The organism is Lacrimispora struthionigena (assembly GCF_048627165.1).
Classification (GTDB): Bacteria; Bacillota; Clostridia; order Lachnospirales; family Lachnospiraceae; genus Lacrimispora.
On the sequence record NZ_JBMBWP010000001.1, the window covers coordinates 1,719,831 to 1,740,921 of the forward strand.

General features: G+C 38.8%; 18 protein-coding genes. 15 read left to right on the forward strand and 3 right to left on the reverse strand.

Features of this window, described 5'->3' with window-relative positions:
- The first annotated feature begins 133 nt into the window (after positions 1-133).
- The 4 genes from ACOAOT_RS07780 to rlmD all read left to right on the forward strand — a co-directional run bounded on the left by ACOAOT_RS07780 (position 134) and on the right by rlmD (position 5,368).
- Positions 134-991: a patatin-like phospholipase family protein gene (locus ACOAOT_RS07780; protein WP_420216462.1), complete on the forward strand. Its 858-nt coding sequence runs from the start codon at positions 134-136 to the stop codon at positions 989-991.
- A gap of 177 nt (positions 992-1,168) precedes the next feature.
- The gene (gene pcrA, locus ACOAOT_RS07785) at positions 1,169-3,457 is read left to right on the forward strand and encodes a DNA helicase PcrA (protein WP_420216664.1); all 2,289 of its coding nucleotides are present in this window, start codon (positions 1,169-1,171) and stop codon (positions 3,455-3,457) included.
- Between the two features lie 146 nt (positions 3,458-3,603).
- Positions 3,604-3,897 carry a DUF4366 domain-containing protein gene (locus tag ACOAOT_RS07790; RefSeq protein ID WP_104435983.1) on the forward strand — a complete coding sequence of 98 codons (294 nt, stop codon included), beginning with the start codon at positions 3,604-3,606 and terminating at the stop codon, positions 3,895-3,897.
- Positions 3,898-4,006: 109 nt separating this feature from the next.
- Positions 4,007-5,368, forward strand: a complete 1,362-nt coding sequence (gene rlmD / locus ACOAOT_RS07795; protein ID WP_420216463.1) for a 23S rRNA (uracil(1939)-C(5))-methyltransferase RlmD — start codon at positions 4,007-4,009, stop codon at positions 5,366-5,368.
- Positions 5,369-5,655: 287 nt separating this feature from the next.
- On the opposite strand, the gene ACOAOT_RS07800 is transcribed toward rlmD, so the two are convergent.
- Positions 5,656-5,898, reverse strand: coding sequence for a CsbD family protein (locus ACOAOT_RS07800; protein WP_420216464.1), 243 nt, complete (start codon positions 5,896-5,898; stop codon positions 5,656-5,658).
- A 23-nt stretch (positions 5,899-5,921) separates the two neighbouring features.
- Entirely contained in the window at positions 5,922-6,170 is a 249-nt protein-coding gene (locus tag ACOAOT_RS07805; RefSeq protein ID WP_420216465.1) for a GlsB/YeaQ/YmgE family stress response membrane protein, read from the reverse strand.
- A gap of 624 nt (positions 6,171-6,794) precedes the next feature.
- On the opposite strand from ACOAOT_RS07805, the gene ACOAOT_RS07810 reads away from it, so the two are divergent.
- The 5 genes from ACOAOT_RS07810 to ACOAOT_RS07830 all read left to right on the forward strand — a co-directional run bounded on the left by ACOAOT_RS07810 (position 6,795) and on the right by ACOAOT_RS07830 (position 11,707).
- On the forward strand, positions 6,795-7,790 hold the full coding sequence (locus ACOAOT_RS07810) for a GNAT family N-acetyltransferase (protein ID WP_420216466.1): 996 nt from the start codon (positions 6,795-6,797) through the stop codon (positions 7,788-7,790).
- A 3-nt stretch (positions 7,791-7,793) separates the two neighbouring features.
- The gene (locus ACOAOT_RS07815; RefSeq protein ID WP_420216467.1) at positions 7,794-8,732 is read left to right on the forward strand and encodes an aminoglycoside phosphotransferase family protein; all 939 of its coding nucleotides are present in this window, start codon (positions 7,794-7,796) and stop codon (positions 8,730-8,732) included.
- 79 nt (positions 8,733-8,811) lie between these two features.
- The gene (locus ACOAOT_RS07820) at positions 8,812-9,711 is read left to right on the forward strand and encodes a MerR family transcriptional regulator (RefSeq protein ID WP_420216468.1); all 900 of its coding nucleotides are present in this window, start codon (positions 8,812-8,814) and stop codon (positions 9,709-9,711) included.
- 270 nt (positions 9,712-9,981) lie between these two features.
- On the forward strand, positions 9,982-10,899 hold the full coding sequence (locus ACOAOT_RS07825; protein WP_420216469.1) for an aldo/keto reductase: 918 nt from the start codon (positions 9,982-9,984) through the stop codon (positions 10,897-10,899).
- Between the two features lie 157 nt (positions 10,900-11,056).
- The gene (locus tag ACOAOT_RS07830) at positions 11,057-11,707 is read left to right on the forward strand and encodes a GNAT family N-acetyltransferase (RefSeq protein ID WP_349673775.1); all 651 of its coding nucleotides are present in this window, start codon (positions 11,057-11,059) and stop codon (positions 11,705-11,707) included.
- A gap of 121 nt (positions 11,708-11,828) precedes the next feature.
- On the opposite strand, the gene ACOAOT_RS07835 is transcribed toward ACOAOT_RS07830, so the two are convergent.
- Positions 11,829-12,857 carry a LacI family DNA-binding transcriptional regulator gene (locus ACOAOT_RS07835; RefSeq protein WP_420216470.1) on the reverse strand — a complete coding sequence of 343 codons (1,029 nt, stop codon included), beginning with the start codon at positions 12,855-12,857 and terminating at the stop codon, positions 11,829-11,831.
- Positions 12,858-13,045: 188 nt separating this feature from the next.
- On the opposite strand from ACOAOT_RS07835, the gene ACOAOT_RS07840 reads away from it, so the two are divergent.
- From ACOAOT_RS07840 to ACOAOT_RS07865, 6 genes are all read left to right on the forward strand, one after another.
- On the forward strand, positions 13,046-15,016 hold the full coding sequence (locus tag ACOAOT_RS07840) for an alpha-amylase family glycosyl hydrolase (RefSeq protein ID WP_420216665.1): 1,971 nt from the start codon (positions 13,046-13,048) through the stop codon (positions 15,014-15,016).
- A 53-nt stretch (positions 15,017-15,069) separates the two neighbouring features.
- Positions 15,070-16,299 carry an extracellular solute-binding protein gene (locus ACOAOT_RS07845; protein ID WP_420216666.1) on the forward strand — a complete coding sequence of 410 codons (1,230 nt, stop codon included), beginning with the start codon at positions 15,070-15,072 and terminating at the stop codon, positions 16,297-16,299.
- Positions 16,300-16,377: 78 nt separating this feature from the next.
- Entirely contained in the window at positions 16,378-17,268 is an 891-nt protein-coding gene (locus ACOAOT_RS07850; RefSeq protein ID WP_420216471.1) for a carbohydrate ABC transporter permease, read from the forward strand.
- Complete coding sequence (locus ACOAOT_RS07855) at positions 17,265-18,107, forward strand: sugar ABC transporter permease (protein WP_349673779.1); 843 nt, start codon at positions 17,265-17,267, stop codon at positions 18,105-18,107. Before ACOAOT_RS07850 ends, ACOAOT_RS07855 begins: the two co-directional genes overlap by 4 nt.
- Positions 18,107-19,861 (forward strand): glycoside hydrolase family 13 protein, encoded by a 1,755-nt coding sequence (locus ACOAOT_RS07860; protein WP_420216472.1) that lies wholly within the window; start codon positions 18,107-18,109, stop codon positions 19,859-19,861. The genes ACOAOT_RS07855 and ACOAOT_RS07860 overlap by 1 nt, the downstream gene beginning before the upstream one ends.
- A gap of 309 nt (positions 19,862-20,170) precedes the next feature.
- A complete protein-coding gene (locus tag ACOAOT_RS07865) occupies positions 20,171-21,091 on the forward strand; it encodes an ABC transporter ATP-binding protein (protein WP_420216473.1) in 921 nt (306 codons plus the stop codon).

The following is a 21,091-nucleotide window of genomic DNA, read 5'->3' on the forward strand; positions in this document are numbered from 1 at the left end:
ATAAAAGGGTGATTGTGAACTGTCTCCTGGGACATGAAATTTGCTTTTTCAACTCTCAAGTTTGCCTGGCGATATCGAAAGGGATTGACCGGACAGGATAAATGAAATAAAATAGTAGGCGAGGTGATTTAAGATGACAGAAGGAGCTTTAGTTCTAGAAGGGGGATCCCTGCGGGGAGTATTTACTGCAGGAGTGTTGGATGTGTTCATGGAACAGGGGATTGAGATGTCCTATGTAAATGGTGTATCGGCCGGTTCCATGTCAGGTATGAGTTATGTCAGCAAGCAGATAGGCAGAACCATAAAAGTGGATTTGGATTATGTCAATGATAAACGTTTTTTAAGTTTCCGGAACTTAGTGGAAAAACGTTCGATCTTTAACTTTGACTTCCTGTTTGGGGAATTAAGCAATACATTGGTTCCCTTTGATTATGACACATTCTATAAGTCTGAACAGATTTTTGAAGTGATTGCAACCCGCTGTAAGACGGGAAAGCCGGAATATTTTGAAAAAAGCAAATGTGATAATTTCATCGATGCCGTCAAAGCTTCCAGCAGCATTCCCATACTTTCCAGAATGATTACGGTGGAAGGAAAGAAGTATTTAGATGGCGGCTGCTCCATGCCGGTGGCTTATCAAAGAGCAATTGATCTGGGGTATGAAAAGATTGTGCTGGTTCTCACCAGAGAACCGGGGTATCGGAAACCGCCCCTTGATAAATGGACGAAAAAAGGGTATGAGCGCTATTTCGCACCTCTTCCCAGATTTTTAAAGGCGCTGGAGGACGTTCCGGAGAGATATAACCGGATGCAGGAGGAGATTGACCGTCTGGAAAAAGAGGGCAGAATCTACGTAATCCGTCCGGATCATCATGTGACAGTTCAAAGAACGGAGCAGGACAAAAGGAAACTGGAGGCGCTGTATCAGGAGGGAAGACGGCTGGCACTGGAACATATGGATTCCCTGAAAGCCTATTTGAAGCTGAGCTGAAGATGTGGGGGGACAAGGTGCCTGCGGCATCCCTCTATGCCCTGAAAAACGGGCAGGAACAAGGTGCCTGCGGCATCCCTCTATGCCCTGAAAAACGGGCAGGAACAAGGTGCCTGCGGCATCCCTCTATGCCCTGAAAAACGGGCAGGAACAAGGAAAGGAAAAAGCGTACAATTTATGAGTATTTATGATACATTAAATTCTATGCAGAAAGAGGCGGTACTTCAAACGGAGGGACCGCTTCTTGTGCTGGCAGGAGCGGGCTCTGGTAAAACCAGAGTTCTTACGCACCGGATTGCCTATTTAATAGAAGAAAAGGGTGTGAATCCCTGGAACATACTTGCTATAACATTTACCAATAAAGCAGCAGGAGAGATGAGAGAACGTGTGGATCGTCTGGTAGGATTTGGGGCAGACAGCATCTGGGTATCCACATTTCATTCTTCCTGTGTGCGTATCTTAAGAAGGCATATAGAAAGTCTTGGATATACTACTAATTTTACCATATACGATTCAGACGACCAGAAGACTCTGATGCGGCATGTTTTAAAGAAGCTGGATATAGATCCAAAGGTATACAAAGACCGTGCGATGCTGGGTCTGATTTCTACAGCCAAGAATGAGTTGATAAGTGCGGCGGAGTTTGAACTCAACGCTTCCGGCGATTTCCGTCAGAAGAAAGCAGCTTCTGTCTACAAAGAGTACCAAAGTGAGTTAAAGAAGAACAATGCACTGGACTTTGATGATCTGATTATGAAGACTGTGGAGTTGTTTCAGAATAACCCGGAAGTCTTAAACTACTATCAGGAGCGTTTTCGCTACATTATGGTGGATGAGTATCAGGATACCAATACGGCTCAGTTTCGTTTAATCAGTCTGCTTGCTGGTAAATATAAGAACCTTTGTGTTGTGGGTGATGATGATCAGTCCATCTATAAGTTCCGTGGTGCCAATATCGAGAACATCTTAAACTTTGAAAAATCCTATTCCGGTGCAAAGGTAATTAAACTGGAACAAAATTACCGCTCCAGCCAGAACATTTTACAGGCGGCCAATGAGGTGATCCGTCACAATAGAGGCCGAAAGGATAAAACATTATGGACGTCCAATGAAGAAGGCCCCATGGTTCAGTTTAAGCAGTTTGAAAATGCAACGGAGGAGGCGGATGCCATTGTCCGTGACATATTAAACAGTTCATCTGACTACCAGGACTGTGCCGTTTTATACCGTACCAATGCCCAGTCCCGTCTGATTGAGGAAAAATGTCTTCAGCATAATGTCCCATACCGTATGGTGGGGGGCGTTAATTTCTATCAGAGAAAAGAGATCAAAGACATTTTAGCTTATTTAAAAACAATCGCAAACGGGAGAGATGATTTATCTGTCTTAAGAGTAATCAATGTTCCAAAAAGGGGAATCGGTGCAACCAGTATCGGCAAAGTCCAGGCATTTGCTTCCGAACGTGGAATGGGTATCTACGATGCATTCTGCAGGGCAAAAGCTGTACCGGGGCTTGGGAAAACAGCGGATAAAGTTCTTGGATTTACAGAGAAGATAGAAGATTTCAGGGATCGTCTGACGGAAGAAACCTACAGCATTCACGAACTGATTGAAGATATCCTTGATGAAACCGGCTATCAGAAGGAACTGGAAGCAGAGGGAGAGATCGAATATCAGACCCGACTGGAGAATATAGAAGAGTTGATCAACAAAGCAGTCAGCTTTGAAGGCGAGCATGAGCATCCGCAATTAAGCGAGTTTCTGGAGGAGGTTGCGCTTGTTGCAGATATAGACCGAATGGATGAATCAGAAAACCGTGTCACGCTGATGACGCTTCACAGCGCCAAGGGACTAGAGTTCCCAAGAGTCTATTTAAGTGGTATGGAAGATGGTTTATTCCCCAGTATGATGTCTATTTCTTCCGATAATAAAGAGGATGTGGAAGAAGAACGGAGACTTTGCTACGTTGGTATTACGAGAGCTCAGAAGTTTCTTATGATGACTGGCGCCAGACAGCGTATGGTAAATGGTGAAACCAGATATTCTAAGATCAGCCGGTTTGTGGAAGAAATTCCAGCCGAATTATTGGACTCCAGCAGACTGGAGCAAAGACTTTCTTCCAGAGCCCAGTCCGATTTTGACGACAGCGGTCTTCCATGGGGAAATAGCGGGGCAGCAGGACGGACGGCTGGTGTCAGCAGTTTTGGACCAGGCAGCAACGCATATGCCTCGAAGACATCAAAGCCTGTAACGACTCCTGGATTCGGAAAAGCATTTACGATTGAAAAACCGCTTTCTCTTGGTTATAAAGAGGGAGACCGGGTCAGCCACATCAAATTCGGTATCGGTGAGGTAAAGGAAATCAAGGATGGTGGAAGAGATTTCGAAGTAACGGTTCACTTTGACCAGGCAGGTGTGAAAAAAATGTTTGCTTCATTTGCAAAACTGAAGCTTGTGAGAGAATAATTTAAATTTCATAAAATTTTAAAAAAAACCAAAAACCATAGTAAAAAAGGCAATATAATGGTATAATAACTGCTACAGGCAAAGAGAGAAATCTATGCCGTAAAGGATATGAATGAAAGCAGGGCTCTCAGAAAGGACGTGGAGACATGAACAGATTTGATGCAATGAGCAAAGAAGCTATGAGCAAACTGGAAGATCTTATGAACTCAAGCAGAGTGAATGAATTGCTTCATAAAAGAGAACAGGAAGAAAAGAAGAAAAACTGTATCCTCTGGATACTCGCGATCATAGGCGCAGTAGCGGCAGTAGCTGGAATTGCTTACACCGTATATCGTTTCTTTACTCCGGATTATCTGGAAGATTTTGAAGACGATTTTGATGATGATTTCGACGATGATTTCTTTGAGGATGAAAAGTCGGAAGCTAGTTCCGAAGAATAAAATCTGGCATTAAAAGGAGAGCGTGCCTCAGAAAGTGAGACACGCTCTTTTACATGACAGAATATATAATTTAAATGAAAATTTAAGAGAATAAAAGGAGTCAGCATAAGTGAAAAAGGGTGAGATATACGAAGGTACAATCGGACGGTTTGAATTTCCGGATAAAGGCATGATAGAACTACCGGAAGGAAGAATTGGTGTAAAGCACGCACTTCCCGGACAGAAATTGAAAGTGATGATTAATAAAAAAAGAGGAGGGAAATGTGAAGGCCGGATTCTTGAGGTTTTAGAGAAATCCCCTCTGGAATATGCAAAGGATCCCTGCCCTCATTTTGGAATCTGCGGGGGCTGCACCTATCAGACCATTCCTTATGAAGAACAGTTAAAGATTAAGGAACAGCAGGTAAAATCCCTGTTAGATGGTGTTGTGACAGGCGATTTTATATTTGAAGGAATTAAACCCAGCCCAACCGAAGATAAGTATCGTAATAAGATGGAGTTTTCCTTTGGAGATGAATATAAGGATGGTCCTCTTTCCCTGGGAATGCATAAAAGAGGAAGCTTTTATGATGTGGTGACGACGACAGAATGTAAGATTGTGGATACAGATTTTTGTGATATTTTAAAGGCGGCTAAGGATTATTTTGAAGACTTAGGGGTTGGGTTTTATAAGAAGATGCAGCACACCGGATATCTGCGTCATCTTCTGGTGCGCAGAGCGGTGAAAACAGGAGAGATTCTGGTTGATCTTGTTACCACGACTCAGGAGGAGCTAGATTTAAACCCTTTTGCTGATGCTCTGCTTAACTTGAAACTAAATGGTAAAATTGTTGGAATTCTTCATACATTGAATGACAGTCTGGCAGATGTGGTAAAGAGTGACCGGACAGATATTTTATATGGACAGGATTATTTTTATGAGGAATTACTGGGACTGAAGTTTAAGATTTCACCGTTTTCCTTCTTTCAGACAAATTCACTGGGGGCGGAAGTACTGTATGAAACCACAAGAGGGTATGTAGGAGAGACAAAGGATAAGGTGGTTTTTGATTTATATAGCGGTACTGGAACCATTGCTCAGATTATTGCACCTGTTGCGAAAAAAGTGGTGGGTGTGGAGATTGTAGAAGAGGCAGTGGAGGCGGCAAGAGAGAACGCTGCGCGAAATGGCCTGGATAACTGCGAGTTTATCGCAGGGGATGTTTTAAAGGTGATTGATGAACTGGAAGATAAGCCGGATCTTATTATTCTGGATCCGCCCAGAGATGGGATTCATCCCAAGGCGTTGGGGAAGATTATCGACTTTGGGGTGGACAGGCTGGTTTATGTGTCTTGTAAGCCAACGAGTCTGGTGAGAGATTTAGAAGTGCTGCAGATGAGGGGGTATGAGGTGGTTAAGGTGTGTTGTGTGGACATGTTTCCTTCGACAGCAAATGTTGAAACTGTATGCTTGCTATCGCACATAAAATAAGGAGTTTCCAGATTTGATATACTGCAAACTGCGGGCGATGACAACCATTTGACAACCAAATTTCTGGAGGTTTTCAAATGGAAGTCGCCTTTTCAAAGATATCAATACTACGTGATGAAAATAAAAGGAGCCCATGCAAGAGCTCCTTTAGGTCACCGGCGTCTCAAGGTTAATGATTAAAATTAGTTTTTCAGGAACAGTTATTTTTCCAGTTGCACAATTAAATAACCAGGGAGATTTTCAATTGAAATAGTTTCTTGTTCCATAGAGTTTTGATCAACAAGTACTTATTTGTTTTTTCTCCTAACTGAATCAATTAAATCATTCGCCTTATTTGCAATTGATTCTTTGATATCCTCACTGATTTGTACAGATTTTCCCATAGTCTCTTCAACCTTCCCTCTGGCTTCGCCGGCAAGATTTTGCAATTTACCACTCAGTTCCATCTGCTCAGAATCCATAGCTTTTCCAATATTTTCTTTGATAGTACCTACAACTTTATCCGTTTTACTTTTGATTGAATCATTCATAAATTACGCCTCCATTCTTTATTTTATTTGTTGATTTTATTAAATATCCACAAAACAATTAATGAGCCTATAAAGGCAACCAGAAGACTCCAAAGATTAAAGCCGGAAATGCCCGTTCCGCCTAGTAAACTCATAATGAATCCTCCGATAAGGCCACCAATAACGCCCACTACAATATTTGCGAAAGCTCCCATCTTTTTATCGTTCCCAGTAACCATGCTCGCGAGCCAACCAGCAATAGCACCAATGATAATCCAACCAATAATTCCCATAATAATCTCCTGACATAATTTATTTTCTAAATATAAAACAAACAACCTAATTAAAGGCTGCCTGGATTTTTTATATGAACAAATATATTAAAAAGCCGGTAAGCATATTGGGCTACCTCTTAAGTCTACAGAGCAATTTTATAAGTTACTGCCATAGTAATGAACCCTTTTTTGTTATTGTTCTATAAAAAAAGGAAAATATGCATTATATTTTTTTTTGACGGTTTGTACTCTTTCGAGAAAGCTTGATTTTATGGGAAGTTGATGGGATTCTATAAAAAAATGGAGTTGTTTTGGTGTGACAGAATCTCAGATGGAGATGGGGTAACGCCAAAATATTAAAATTGTGTCTTTATGCATTGAAAACAGATGGGTTGCAAGGATATGTGGATGCGATAAATGTGTTTAACTAATAGAGAAATTTGATACGATTTGCAGCATTTTTACAGACTTACATTATGACCACATAAATGAAGTGCGCCTAAAAGTCATTTTTAGGCACACTTCATTTTACAGTATACTATATTTTTAAATACAAGTCTATACATTATTCTAAATTATAGTAAAATTATTATGCTGGCAAACGACGATATGCATATTAATTTAAGAATTGGAGGGTATCAAATGAGTGATAAAAATGAAAAAGCGGAATTATGGGATATATATACAAAAGAACGATTAAAGACTGGAAAATTGCAGAAAAGAGGTGAAAAACTGTCTGACGATGAATACCATCTTGTGGTTCATGTATGTATTATTAATAATAAAAATCAGTTGTTAATTCAACAACGTCAGCCATTTAAAACCGGGTGGCCAAATATGTGGGATTTATCGATAGGAGGTTCTGCAATTGCTGGAGAGAGCAGTAGTCAAGCAGCTGAGAGAGAGTTAGCAGAAGAATTGGGATTGAAAATGAATCTGTCAGATGTGCTTCCACAGTTCACGACAACATTTCAAAATGGGTTTGATGATTATTACATAGTAAAAAATGATGTTGATCTTTCGCATATTAAATTACAGAAGGAAGAGGTACAGGCTGTTAGATGGGCTGATAAAGAGGAAGTACTAAAAATGCAGCAAGAAGGAACTTTTATACCATATTGGTTCTTAGATAAACTTTTTGAATTGGATAGTTGGTACAATACTTTTCGTAATGAAAATTCGGCAATTAAGATTGCATATGCGAACGATGAAAATCTTTCATCATGGATGAGTATGGTTGAAACTGTAAAATGGAATTTCCCGGGATTAGAAACAGAGGAAAAAGTAATTGAATATAAGAATACTGTAAAGAAAAGTATAGATAGGGGAACAGCCATATGTGCGTTATTTGGGAATATGGTTGTAGGTATTCTTTTATTTTCAATAAAGCATAACATGCTTTGTTGTATGGCGGTACATCCAGAGTTTCGAAGAAAACATATTGCTTCGAAGATGGTTAAGGTTATGCTTGACAAAATGGACAAAAACAGACCGATTGTTGTGGAAACATTTCGAGAAGAAGATGAAAAGGGAACTGCTCCACGAGCTTTTTATAAGAAAGCAGGGTTTGAGGAGGGAGAATTATGCTTTTTCGAAAATGAATATCCAGAACAAAGATTTTATTTAAGGAGGTGGTAGATTATGAATACTAATTTATATATGGATATTCCGGATTACAAATCATGGAAAGAAATTGTGTTAATTGAAAAGGGATATTCGACGGATAAAAAGTATCTTGTAACAACGGATTCAGGAAAGCATTTATTATTACGAATCTCAAATGTAAGTGAATTTGATATAAAGAAAAAAGAGTACGACATAATTCGTAAATTTGCAACATTGGGATTCACAATGTCGGAACCACTTTCCTTTGGAATCTGTAATAATGGAAATAGTGTTTACATGGTTTTATCTTGGGTGGAAGGAAGAGATTTAGAGGACGAGTTGGGGAAATTGTCAGAACAACAGCAATATCTTTTGGGAAGACAGGCAGGGAAAATTCTTAAAGAGATTCATAGCATATGTGTTGATAAAGAAGACTTACCTAAAAAAACAAAAGTAGAAAAGAAATTATTACAGCTTGAGAAATATGAGAATTCCAAGGTAAGAGTTCCAAATGATGAAGATGCAATACGATTTGTGAAACAAAATATTAATAAAATGTGGAGAAAACCACCCGTATATTTACATGGAGATTATCATCCGGGAAATCTGATTTATGTTCAAAATGAAAGTATAGGAGTTATTGATTTTAATCGTTGGGAAGTCGGAGATCCGTATGAAGAGTTTTATAAGTTAGAAAGCTTTGGGATAGAGGAGAGTATCCCATATTGCGTTGGCCAGATTGATGAGTATTTTAATGATACCATTCCAATCGATTTTTGGGAAACTCTTGCTGTTTATGTTGCACATGCATCGCTGTATTCTATCAAATGGGCCGAAAAATTTGGCAGTGAGGAAATAGAGGGTATGAAGAAACGGTGTGAAATTGCTTTTGAAAATTATAATAATTTTAAGGAGGTTGTACCAGTCTGGTACGATCAAACGTTACGATTAAAATATGCAGAAAACATAAAATAACCAGTATTTTTTATATATTTCTATTGACTTTATAGTTTGTATAGGGTTTACAATCACCTCATAAAAAGGAGGTATATCTATGAATATTAAAGAAGCGGAGAAAAGGACAGGAGTATCTGCACAAAATATCAGATTTTATGAAAAAGCAGGGTTGTTTTCAACAAAACGTAATCCTGATAATGGATATCGAGAATATTCAGAGAATGACGTCAGAATACTAAAAGTAATTAAGATGCTCCGCATGCTTGATATGCCATTAGAACAAATTAAACTGGTTTTGCGTGAGAAGGAGAACCTGTCAAATTCCTTGGACAAACAACAGCATATATTAGAAAAAAGAATAAGTGATGACAAAAATGCGATTGAGTTTTGCAAGGCATTAAAGAAAAAGCAGATTACTATAGATGAATTAAATGTAGAAGAATATCTACAAAGTATGGGAAAAGAGCATTTTTTCACTTCTTGGATTAAGGATTACATGGAAGTTATTGATTATGAACATGAGAGAGTCATTACTTTTACTCCGGATGATGCCATAATAAATAGCTATGATTTTGAAAATGTACTTTACAAATATGCAATGGAGCGAGATATGGAGATTGAAATCACAAAGAAGGGGATGTATCCAGAATTCACGCTTGATGGGATAGAGTATAGTGCTGAAAGAAATTACGCAAGAGGAGGAGGGCTTCCGGTAGCAATCGTTAGATGTACAAGAAAAGATTTGGCAGAAACGAAAGAAGAATACAAACATGGTAGAAAAAAATGGTTGCGGATCCTTCATATTTACTTACCGGGAATTCTTGTTGCATTATTTATTATCGTTATAAGTGGAAAAAATAGTGTAAGACAGTTATTTTCTTCAATAGAAGGCTTGATTTTACTGGGAGTAATTATCATTGTGTGTTTAGCCGATGCTTTTCGTAACTATTATTTTTATTGGAATCGTGACAATAAATATGAGGATAAAGAAAAATAGGCGATGAAGACATATCGATTTGACAAATAATTATTATTTTCAGTAGGATACAAAGGGGGCAAAACCACCCTTGGGACGCGGATTTCTTACCTGGTTTTTTCGATACGTTGTGGTTGTGTACCTTGGAATATTATTAACAGTCATCCACAACTTATAATTATAAAGTATTGACTTAAAGTTAGCTTAAAGGTTTATAATAAAATATATTTGACATGGCTAAATAAGGATATTACTGATTTTGGACATGATTGAATGAGGAGGTAAACTAACATGAGATATATTAAATTGGGTAAATCTGATTTAAAGGTGCCAACTATTGCAGTTGGCTGTATGCGTATTAATGAGCTGAGTACAACCGATGCAGAACGTCTTGTTCAGACTGCTCTGGAGGGCGGAGTGAATTTCTTCGATCATGCAGATATTTATGGCGGCGGAACATGTGAAGAAATATTTGCAGAGGCCTTACACATGAACAGTACTGTCAGAGAAAAGATAATCCTGCAATCCAAATGTGGCATACGAAAAGGGATGTTTGATTTTTCAAAGGAACATATCTTAGAGGCGGTAGACGGCAGTCTGAAACGGTTAAAAACCGATTATCTGGATGTACTTCTTTTGCATCGTCCCGATGCTTTGGTTGAACCAGAGGAGGTTGCTGAGGCATTTGATCAGCTTTACAGCAGTGGGAAAGTACGTAATTTTGGCGTTTCAAATCAGAATCCTATGCAGATACAGCTGCTTGAGAAATCTCTAAACCAGCCAATTATAGCAAACCAATTACAGCTTAGTATCACCAATGCCACTATGATATCCGCAGGGCTCCATGTCAACATGTCAGATGACACCGCTATTAGCCGTGATGGAAGTGTACTTGATTTTTGTCGCTTACATGATATTACGGTACAGCCATGGTCTCCATTTCAATATGGATTTTTTGAAGGAGTTTTTCTAAATAATGATAAATTCACAAAACTAAATGCGGCGATTGATAAAATAGCAGCAAATTATGAAGTGTCAAATACCACAATTGCATTAGCATGGATACTTCGGCATCCCGCACATATGCAGCCTGTGACAGGAACGATGAATGCTGACAGGCTAAAAGATTGTATGAAGGCAGCAGATATTTATCTGACTCGTGAGGAATGGTATGAAATCTATTGTGCAGCCGGTAATGTTTTACCATAGTCCAGCGGAAGGTCTTGAGGGTATAGTCTCTCAAGGCACTTTATTATCCGCTTTCCAAAAGAAATTAGAAGAATACCTTCTAAATTAAGATAAGGAATATAGATAACAAATGGATCAAAATAGTGATTTTCTGAGTTCGTAGCGGGAGGGGGATAAAATGAACAACATAGAGAACTATACCATTAGAAATGAACAGGCAAAAGATTATTGGAATGTAGAGGATTTAACCAGAAAGGCCTTTTGGAATTTAAATGTTCCGGGCTGCAGTGAACATTATATGGTACATGTCATGAGAAATCATCCAGATTTCATACCTGAACTGGATCTCGTCCTTGAAAAAGACAATCGCATTATCGGAAATATCATGTATACTAAGGCAAAGCTGATAGATGAAGAAAACCGTGAAAAGCAGATACTGACCTTCGGCCCCTTAAGTATTCATCCTGAGTTCCAAAGAAATGGATATGGAAAAGTCCTGCTTGAATACTCATTTGCAAAGGCAAAAGAAATGTCCTACGATGTGATCGTAATTTTTGGAAATCCGGATAACTACGTTTCCCGTGGATTTAAAAGCTGTAAAAAATTTGATATTTGCGTTAGAGAAGGTATTTATCCGGCAGCCATGATGGTAAAGGAGTTAACGGAGGGGTGTCTGGACAAGAGAAAGTGGCGCTATGTCGAAAGCGAAGCCTATGAGGTAGATAAAATAGCGGCGGAGCAGTTTGATACGAATTTTGAAAAAATGGAAAAGAAATTCCAACCATGTCAGGAGGAGTTTTATATTCACAGTCATTCAAGAATTATTTAAAGTCATGGAATTATAATGAACACAATGGAAGTATAAAAACAAATGCATCTTGAGAAAGCTTTTAAAAGCCCATTCAAGATGCATTTGTTTTATACTGAGATATATTATAGCTAAAGAGGAATTATGGCACCTGTTTTTGATTTCTCGTTGATGATCGAACAATCAGATTAGGAAGAGTTACAAAGGATTGAACTTGAAGCCCAGGATTCTTAATCTTCCTTAATAAGATAGAGGCCGCCTGTTTCCCCATTTCATGGACATCTATATCAATCACAGTGAGAGGAGGATCAATGAGCTGTGAGAGAGGATAATCGTCAAATGTAATAAGTCCCATATCCTTTGGTATGGATAATTGATGTTTTTCTATTGCCCCAACGGCCCCCATTGCAATCTGATTATTTTCGCAGATAACGGCATCGGGGAGAGTGGGCTGACTTAGGAGTTCTTCCATCATTAAAAATCCGCTTTCTTTTGTATAGGTACCGTATTTTATAAAATCATCTTGTATGGTCAGTCCATTAATATTCATATACGATACAAAACCTTGCAGGCGGTGCCTGGATATTTCATCGCTTTTAGGTCCTCCGATAAAAGCGGTCTGAGAATAACCGCATTTCTCCAAATATTCCATTGCCATTTGTCCAGAAACACGATTGTTGGTATCGATCCAGGAAGAGGGACTGGCAAATGGGGGCCTCCCGATAATAATGTGTGGAAAGTTGTTTTTAGATAAAAAGTCAACCAATGCCCTTGAAGTGGCAGATCCATGGACCAAAATACCATCAGCCGTGTTGCAACCAACGATTTTATTTGCTGAATCAAAAGCATCTTGTTTGTCAGATACGCCCAGGAAAGACAGATTATAGTTTTTGTGTCGGATTACATTTTGCGCACCGCATAGAATTTCAAACATGTGAGGATTATGAAAGGCAGTATGTATTTCCGTAACAGCAAGAAAGATAATGTTGCCAGTACGTTTGCATTTGAAATTACTGGCTTGTGCATTGGGATGATAATTGAGACGTTTCATTACTTCCATGACACGCTGAGTCGTACTCTCTGAAATATAAGGCTTGTTGTTCAGTATTTTAGATACTGTAGCCGTGGATACTCCGGCTTCCCTGGCAACATCTTTTATTGTTACAGCCATTGGACACCTCCTTCTTAAACTCCATTAGAATAGTATATCGTTTACCTAAAAAAATCAAGCAATATGTATAAAAAAACTTTGTTATTAGGAGCGGTATTGTTATAATTTGCTTATAAATACCGGTATTTTTAAAAATAGTAAACAACATATCAAGAATGGGGAAGGAAGGGGAAATGGTAGTGAAAAAGATGTTAAAACGTATTGTAAGCTTTGTACTTTGTTTTATTATGACAATGCCTCTGTTACCTCCAATGGAGGTAAATGCAGCCGAAAGTCTTCGGGGAGAGTCTATTTATCAGATTATGGTTGATCGTTTTTATGATGGGGATAAGACGAATAATGCAACTGGAGAAGCTTTTCGATATGCAGAGAACACAGAAGAAGATTATCGTTATATGCATGGTGGTGACTGGCAGGGAATCATAGATAAGATCTCTTACATTAAGGAAATGGGATATACCGCAATCTGGATTTCACCGGTATCTGACCCACAGCTATGGGGGATACCGGATTCCAGTGGCAAACAGTGGCCATCTGCCTATCATGGCTATAATGTATTTGATCCCAATCGAGCCAATCGCTATTTCGGTTCAAGAGATCCTCAGGCCAGCAAGGATAAGCTAAAGGAATTGGTAGATGTTTGTCATGAAAACGGAATTAAGGTCATTTTTGATGTAGTTCCCAATCATGTGGGAGATTATCTGCAGGGAATCGGAAGCAATGCTCATTATACCAACAGTACAGGATTAAAAGAGGGCACTCAGTTGCAGCCTGCGGCGCCATTTAATAATATCTCATGGTACCACAATAAAGGCGATATCAATTTTAACATAGAGCATCCTCACACATCAACAAGCACACAGATGCTTGAAGATCATGACCTGGGTGGTCTGGATGACATTGACTTTGATAATAAAGATGCCAGGGGTGCAATGTTCGACTCTATAAAAAACTGGTTTACCTATACCGGGGCGGATGGGGCCAGAGTGGATGCGGCAAAATGTATGAAACCATCTGATATTCATGAATTACAGGAATATTTGGGAGTTGCAACCTTTGGCGAGAACTTTGATATGCATGTGGAATTTATAAAGGATTGGGTCGGAGATAACGCTGAAACAGGTATGCTTGATTTTCCCCTGTTTCAGGCTGTTGTAAATGATTTTGCATATGGTAAGAATTTTAACAACACATCGGAAATATCACTACAATCCATTTTGGCACAGGATTATCTTTATGGCACTCATCTGAATGATATGGTTACATTTATTGACAATCATGACAGAAATCGTTTTCTGACAGAAGCTGGGGGCGATGTTGATAAACTCCATAATGCGCTAACGTTTATATTTACAGCAAGGGGAACCCCGGTGGTCTTCCAGGGAACGGAGCAAAACAGAGGAAATGCCAATGGTCAGGGAATCAATGGGATTGCAGATACCTGGAATCGTTGGTCCATGGTAACGAAGGATCAAAACGGCAATGTAATAAAAGATTATTTTAACACATCCACCAATACCTATAAGCTTATCCGGACTTTAAATGATCTTCGGGAAAAATATGAAGCTTTAAGCTTTGGAACACAACGTGAGATGTGGACTTCCATGCATACCTATGGGTTTTCAAGAAGAATGGACAGCGGAAAAAATGCGGGGCAGGAGTTAATTTGTGCGTTTCATAATTCCAAAGGGACGGATACTGAAACGATGTCAATACGTGCCGAAAGTTCCATAAAGGCAGGGACTACGTTAGTAAATGTAATGAATCCCAATGATAAAATAACCGTATCCCAAGATAAGAAAGTAACAATAACCCTTACCGGAGACAGTTCTAAAATATATGTGGTTGATGAAACTGCAGGTGATACCATTCCGGTAACCATTCATATTTGCAATGCGTCTACGGACTGGGGACAGAGTGTTTATATTTCAGGAAACTGTGCTGAACTCGGTAACTGGGATCCAAGCAAAGCAGCAGGGCCTGCAGCCTGTCCCAATTATCCGGAGTGGAATTTGACCGTTTATATTCCGGCAGGCCAGAAAATTGAGTTTAAAGCAATTAAGAAGAATGCGGCAGGCAATGTCATTTGGCAAAGCGGAGATAATCGCAGCTATACGGTGCCAGCATCGGGGGCAGGGACAGTGAATATAGACTGGTAAAGATCGTAACATAGTTTCTAAATTTTGAATGGAGGACATGAGAAGTGAAGAAGATGGCATTGGTTTTGTGTATTGCAATGACTGCTGCAATGTTTACAGGATGTAGTAAAAATACGGATAGCGTTGCAACAACGAAGGGCAATAAGGAAGCATTGAATACCATTCGTATCTGGCATGATGGAGATAAGGCAATGATACAGTTGATGGAAGATCATCTAAATGAGGCTTTAAATGATGACGGAATCACTGTAAAATTTGAGCAAAAGAGCGGGTTAACAGATCAGATTAAGCTATATGGAAGTGATGAGGTGAATGGACCGGATCTTTATATGTATGCCCATGATTCTCTTGGAATGTTTGTGGAAATGGGAGCTTTGGCACCAATCACGGATGTGATTGATAAAACCGTTTATGCGGATATGCTTCCCATGACGCTGAAAGCAGGGAATTATAAGGATACTCAATACCTGATGCCTGTCTACTTTGAAACACTGCTTTTTATTTATAATAAGGATTTGTGGGAGGGAGAAGTGCCTTCCACCACGGAAGAACTTTATTCCTACATGAAAAATCATACAGATGCCACTGCAGGAACTTATGCTTTAGTGAACCAGCATTCAACTGCTTATAATGTAGCTCCCCTGATAAATGGATTTGGCGGATTCATTATCAATGAACAGGCGAAGCCAGGACTAAATGATGAAAAGACCATGGAGGCAATTGAGTATAATAAAAAGTTCGCCAAATTAGAAGCGGACGGAGACTATAATACGGTGAATGCCCTGTTTAAAGACGGAAAAGCCGCCGCAATTATTGGTGGACCATGGCTGATATCAGGTGTGAAAGAAGCTAAAATTAATTATGGAATAATATCCTTATGTGATTTCAAACTGCCAAACGGTAATGCACTGGTGCCATATTCAGGTGTGCAGGGAATTGGTGTTATGAAGCATGCAGCGGAAACGAAAAAAGATGCGCTGGAAAAAGTGCTGAAAGAAATTGCTGATCCCCAGCTTGGAATTGATCTGGCAGAAAACTCCAGATGCGCTCCTGCCAATCAAAAATCCTATGAAAATCCAACGGTGTCAAAGGATGAGATGATAGCTGCTATGAGAAAGACTGCTGATATTGCCCAGCCAATGCCAAACATTCCCCAAATGAGCGTAATGTGGGGACCTACAGAATCACTTCTTGCGGCAGTCAATAAATCAGGCAAAGATTTAAACAACGTTGCGGATGAATATCAAAAACAGGCAGAGACTGCAATCGCAGATATGCATTAAAAGTGTATGTACAGACACCTTACCTGTCCTATTATAGGAGAGATTGCTGCAGATTGGGGATATAGGAGTGGGTAATTTATGAACAAGAAAAACAAAATTCTTCCATGGGAATATAGTTTTCCCTCAATTATATTAATCGGATTAATTGTAGTATTCCCGATTATATATACCATATATATTTCGTTTACAAATATGAATCTGTATCATTGGACGGACTATGAATTTATAGCCTTGGATAATTATAGACGTGCATTAACGAAACTGGATTCAGGTTTTATGTCTGCATTATTAACTACAATCATTTGGACCGTTTTAAATATGGTCATACAGATTTTGGCTGCTTATTTGATTGCACTGGGATTAAATGCAAAAGGGCTAAAACTGGCGAGATTATATAAGACACTCCTGATGTTTCCTTGGGCGATGCCGGCTTACATATCTATTTTATTATGGAGAGTAGGTATTTTTAATCCGCAGTATGGTTTGTTAAATAAAATACGTTCTGCGCTGGGATTTTCCAGCATGGACTTTTTATCGGAAAACATTCCGGCTTTTATCTCCTGTATGGTATTAAACTTGTGGATGGCACTGCCGTTTCTTATTATGATGATGGATGGGGCGTTGCAGAGTGTGGATATCAGCTATTATGAAAGTGCAAGATTAGATGGAGGCGGGTGGTGGGCTCAAAATTTATATATAACAATACCATCCATTAAACCCATATTAGCTCCTTCCATTATTATGACGACATTTACCACCTTTAAGCAGTTTGATATTATCTATTTATTAACGATGCAAAAGGGCTCTCTTACAGGAGCAACTCTTCAGACTGTTATTACATATGCGCACCAAAATGCCTTTGTATCTAATAATTATGGGCTTTCTTCCGCTGTATCCATTGTGATATTTGGATTTATTATTCTTTTTTCTTTATTTGTCAATCGAGGCATTCGGGAGGAACACGTATGAGAATAAAAACAGCAAGACGCATGGCCCGTTTAAGTATCTTAAATGTATTTTTTGTATTGTTATGTTTTATTACTTTAATTCCTATTTTATATGCATTTTTGCTTTCCGTAAGCAGTGATAGTTCTGCATTTGGAAACGGATTCTTATTTCCCAAGAGTCCTACCTTGAAAAATTATAAAGCCATCCTGTTGGAGGAGCCATTTCTTATATGGCTTAAGAATTCAGTTGTTCTTAGTCTTGGGACCATGATACTTGCAATGGGGACTTCGGTGACAGCGTCGTATGCATTTTCCCGCTTCCGGTTTCGGGGGAGAAATGAGATGTTAAAGCTATTGCTGATTTTGAATGCGTTTCCACAAATCTTATCGATGTTTGCTATATTTAGATTATTTAAAAACATGAACCTATTAAATAATTACATCGGTTTAATCCTGATTTATGCAGGAAGCATGTGTATATTCAGTATCTGGAATATGAAAGGTTACTTCGATACCATTCCCATCGAAATAGAAGAATCTGCAAGAATCGATGGCGGAAGTTCGGGACAGATCATATGGAAGATCATATTACCTCTTGCCAGACCTTCCATTATTGTGACTGCTGTCATGGTATTGATTTTTGTATGGAATGAGTATCTGTTTGCAACTACATTCTTAATGAAAGAGGAGAACTATAACCTTGCAGGCGGGCTTTATCAGCTTCAGGCAAATGATTACAGCAGAAGCTGGTCCTTATTTTCAGCAGCCGCAATTTTAGTTTCAGTACCTATTTTGATCCTGTTTTTTTCCATACAAAAATATATGGTATCAGGACTGACTACAGGAGGAGTGAAAGGATAATGAAAAACAACATGAAAATAAATCGTGAGGCAGTTTTGCATATTCCATTATCAAATTATGCATTTGCCAATTCGGAACATAGATTGACCATAAGAATACGAACACAAAAGGACAATGTTTCAGCGTGCACCTTATACTATGGTGATCGGGCTTGTCCTGCTACGCCCGTTGTTTTTGAAGAAATTCAGATGGAAATAAAAGCAAGGGATGAACTTTTTGACTATTATGAAGCAACGTTTGAAACACCATATACCCGTGTATGCTATTATTTTAAGCTGCAAAATGAAGGAGAGTGGACCTATTATTACTCAGAACGTTTTTCAAATGAACTTGCAATTCTTTATTTTGAACGTAACATTATGGAAGAAAGAAGCGAGTATTATCAGTACCCCTACATATTAAGAAGTGAAATACCAGATGTACCAGCATGGTTTAAGAAGTCAGTCGTTTATAATATATTTCCCGATAGCTTTGTCGGTGAGAAATCTGGTTCGCTTACACAGCCAAAGGAAGTGGTATTAGAAAATGGAAAGGTCTGCAGATCAAGATTAGGAGGAACGCTGAAAGAAGTTATAAAAAATCTGGATTATATTCAGGCACTTGGGGTTAACTGCATTTATTTCAATCCCATATTTGCAGCAGGAGAATACCACAAGTATGATACCATTGATTATTATCACATTGATCCGTGTTTTGGAACCAATGAGGAATTTAAACACTTAGTGGAAAAAATTCACAAACGAGAGATGAAGATCATTATAGATGGTGTATTTAATCATTGCAGCTGGGAATTTTTTGCCTTTGAAGATGTAATGGAGAAGGGAGAAAAGTCAAAATATATTGATTGGTTTTATGACTTAAAGTTCCCGGTTCGCCGGCCGCAGTCGAAAAAAGAAAAACCTGGTTATGCCTGCTTTGCTTATGAGCCTAAGATGCCCAAACTAAACACTTCAAATGAAGAGGTGCAAAAGTATTTTGCCAATGTAGGTACTTATTGGATTCGTGAGTATCAAATAGATGGCTGGCGGCTAGATGTAGCAAATGAAATAGACCGGAATTTTTGGAGAAAATTCAGAGAGGCAGTAAAAAAAGAAAATAAGGAAGCAATCCTCATTGGTGAAGTGTGGGAGAATGCAGAAAGCTGGCTTCGGGGAGATATCTTTGATTCAACCATGAATTACGAATTCAGACGAATTTGCCGTGATCACATCATCGGTGATAATAAAAATGCAATAACAGCTGCCAAACAGCTGGAACAGATGAGGCTCCGTTACCCCACCAATCTTGTAAACGGGCAGCTGAATCTTCTGGATAGCCATGATGTACCCAGATTTTTATCTCTTTGCAGGGGCGAACTGCGTAAATGGAAATTAGCTTGTATCCTTCTTATGCTGTTCCCAGGGGTCCCCAGTTTATTTTACGGCGATGAACAGGCAATTTGCGGAATGAAGGAAAATGAATACAGGAATCCCATGGTATGGAGCCAAAATCCACAACTATATGAATTTGTGCAAAAGATCATCGAGATAAGAAAAGAATATATAGAGGAAGACACTTCCTATGAAGTATTATGGGAAGAAACCGATGAACGAGTGTTGACTTTTGTGAGAGATGGAAGAAAGGGAAGATTATTTGTAAGTCTGAATGTTTCAGAGATGGATCACGAATGGAATAGAGAGGAGAAAAATATGATTCTTGCCTCCACGGGAAATGAAGAGCTTCTGGAAGCAATGGGATATAAACTATATTTATAGATTTAATGGAAAGCGGTATTTTGCCATTTGTTCGAATTATCAATGGCAGGGTATCGTTTTTTTGATTGGTCTACAAGATACCAGGGGAATTGCATGATACACGTTCTCTGTTGTAAATGATATTTTATTATGATAATATAGCAGTATTCTTGCTGCATTTCATAGTAATTGCAGCTTAAATTTTTTAAGTGACACTGGTATACCGCATAAAATAGGGGCTTTTCGTTGATGATAATGCTGTGTTTGCTTCGTCATAATAAGTTATACCAAATTACATTTTACTACAATCAGCAATAAGGAGATAAAACTATGAATCCAATCATTCAGGTTAAAAACTTCACAAAAAAATATGGTGACTTTGTCGCAGTAAACGATATATCTTTTGATGTGGAAGAAGGCAGTGTATTTGCATTTCTGGGACCAAACGGTGCTGGAAAAAGCACAACAATTAATACGTTATGTACCATTTTTGAAAAAACTTCCGGTACGTTATTGATCGATGGAAAAGATGTGAGCAGGCAAAAAAGTGAGGTACGGTCTTCCATTGGAGTTGTATTTCAGGATTCCACTCTTGATGCGAAAATGACCATTGAAGAGAACTTAAAAATGCACTGTGTATTTTATAACATTCCAAATAAGGAAGTAGAAGAACGAATTAAGTTTGTTTTAAACCTTGTGGATTTAACAAATGAAAGAAAGAAAATGGTTTCCGCTTTATCGGGAGGAATGAAACGGCGTGTTGAGATTGCCAGAGGCCTGGTGCATTATCCAAAGGTTTTATTCCTTGATGAGCCAACAACAGGGCTGGATCCCCAGACCAGGGCACATATATGGGAATATATTATGAAGCTTCAAAAAGAAAGGAACATTACAATCTTTCTAACCACCCACTACATGGAAGAAGCAGAGATCTGCAATAAGATAGCGATAATGGATGGCGGGGTAATTGTAGCACATGATACCCCTTACGCATTGAAGAAAAAGTATACGAAGGATAAAGCTTATATCAATACAAATGATGAAGAAGGGTTTGAACGCCTGCTAACGGAGCATCAATTAAACTATTCAAAAAAAGATGGTTATTATAAGGTGGAAGCAGAGTATCTGGACCGCCTGCTGGAGGTGTTAAGCGTTCATAAAGAACACATTACCAATATTGAAATTAAAAAAGGAACCTTTAATGATGTGTTTTTAGAGATAACAGGAAAAAAGATCAGGGAGGAGGGATAA